The organism is Alteromonas sp. PRIM-21 (assembly GCF_027563165.1).
Classification (GTDB): Bacteria; Pseudomonadota; Gammaproteobacteria; order Enterobacterales; family Alteromonadaceae; genus Alteromonas; species Alteromonas macleodii_A.
Genome location: NZ_JADOEK010000032.1, coordinates 1 through 1557, shown reverse-complemented (window position 1 = coordinate 1557; position 1557 = coordinate 1). Strand labels below are relative to the sequence as shown.

3 protein-coding genes are annotated in these 1557 nt (G+C 40.9%); 1 reads left to right on the top strand and 2 read right to left on the bottom strand.

Translation table 11 applies throughout. The annotated features are described in order from the left end of the window. Positions 1–144 precede the first annotated feature (144 nt). Positions 145–615, top strand: a complete 471-nt coding sequence (locus IW644_RS19830) for a type II toxin-antitoxin system VapC family toxin (RefSeq protein ID WP_269919043.1) — start codon at positions 145–147, stop codon at positions 613–615. A gap of 104 nt (positions 616–719) precedes the next feature. Here IW644_RS19830 and IW644_RS19825 read toward each other — a convergent pair whose 3' ends face one another. Beyond that, positions 720–1022 carry a type II toxin-antitoxin system RelE/ParE family toxin gene (locus IW644_RS19825; RefSeq protein ID WP_020745299.1) on the bottom strand — a complete coding sequence of 101 codons (303 nt, stop codon included), beginning with the start codon at positions 1020–1022 and terminating at the stop codon, positions 720–722. Continuing rightward, positions 1019–1261 (bottom strand): type II toxin-antitoxin system ParD family antitoxin, encoded by a 243-nt coding sequence (locus tag IW644_RS19820; protein ID WP_020745298.1) that lies wholly within the window; start codon positions 1259–1261, stop codon positions 1019–1021. Before IW644_RS19820 ends, IW644_RS19825 begins: the two co-directional genes overlap by 4 nt. Positions 1262–1557: the final 296 nt, after the last annotated feature.

The window sequence follows — 1557 nt, the reverse complement described above, 5'->3', positions numbered from 1 at the left end:
TGGGAGCGCGGCGGCTTATAACAAACGCATTAAATCGCTCGCAGGCTCGCTGGGACGCTAACACATGGGCTGCGTCACTTCGTTCCTATTTTAGCCCATGTGTTATCGCCCTTTATGCGGGTGTTATGTTCTTTGGTAATTGAAATGGATTTTAACCCATACGATAACTTTGTCTTTTTTGACTCTTGTGCATTTGATGGTGGTACTGTTGAAGAGCAAACAGCATCATTACAAGCGCAAGAAATTCTCGAAAAGAACAAGAAAAAAATTATGGTCATGTACTCGGTTGACGATGAGTTAAAGCAAGAGAGTACGCCCAATAAATTGAAAGAACTTGGAAAGGTTTCCCGCAAGACTGTAAAGCTTAATCTTACCCACTCGGAAAAAGAACAACTCGACCGAATTACCGAGATTATTGTTGGAAACGGCAAGCCTGAAAAGCGTAGAGCCGACTGTCTTCACGTTTTTGAAGCACAAAAGTATGGCGGCTGCTTTATCACTTCTGACAAAGGTATATATAAACATGCCTCAGCAATTTTTAACGAATTTGGACTTTTTATAGTCACTCCTTCTAAATTTTTAGCGGTACTTTTGAAGTATAGTGAGCAAACATAACAATCGCATTAACACTCGCTGCGCTCGCCAGGGACAAAAATACGTAGGCTCCCTTCGCTTCGCTCTGTATTATAGCCTACGTATTTTTGCCCGTTATGCAGGTGTTATGCGCCAAAGCGTAAAGGATTTACATCCATACTTTTATGAAGAATTCTTATAACCAGAATTTCTTGGTTACCAGTTTGCTTGTAGAAAATAACGTGACTACCTTGCGGAAACTTTCTGTATCCGTCTCTTATTTCGTCGCAGCTTTTTCCGATATCAGGATTTTCAGACAACATCCAAAATGAATCATCGAACTGTTTTAGGTATACATTACGCTGTTCCCGCCCCCATTTCCGCTGTGTAAATAACGCGATATCTTTTAAATCGGATTTTGCGAGTATAGTTAACTTAAATGGTTTCACTCTTTTAATTCACCATCTAGTTCTGATATCAGGTTCTCAAGGTCGTATTCAGCCTCGCCGCTTTCTTCACCTGCTACAAGTAATTGACGCAAAGTGTTTAATTTGGTTTCCTGTGTTTCTAGCAAGCGAAGAGCTGAACGAATTACTTCGCTCGCTGAGCCATATCGACCAGTTTGAATTTGACTAGCAATAAAGCCATCAAAATGGTCACCAAGGGTAATGCTGGTATTTTTAGCCATTTGCTTTCTCCAAGTACCAATATATACCTAATTATGGTATTTGTGCGCTGTAAGTCAATAGCGCATAACAAACGCATTAAGCCGCTCGCAGGCTCGCTAGGACAGTAACACATGGACTCTGTCGCTTCGCTCCTATTTTAGCCCACGTATTACTGCCCCTTATGTGGGTGTTAGCCGCTACTTGTAAATCCAGCCTTTCACTTCTCTTTTTTAGTGGTAATATCAAATCATACCCAATGGGAGTTATTTTATGTCTGATGCATTGAAAGTGATGCTTGAAAATATCGAGCAACTCA

What these genes read in the sequence shown, in the direction of transcription:
- IW644_RS19830 (WP_269919043.1), top strand. Translation starts at nt 145, where the DNA reads ATGGATTTTAACCCATACGATAACTTTGTCTTTTTTGACTCTTGTGCA.
- IW644_RS19820 (WP_020745298.1), bottom strand. Translation starts at nt 1,261, where the DNA reads ATGGCTAAAAATACCAGCATTACCCTTGGTGACCATTTTGATGGCTTT.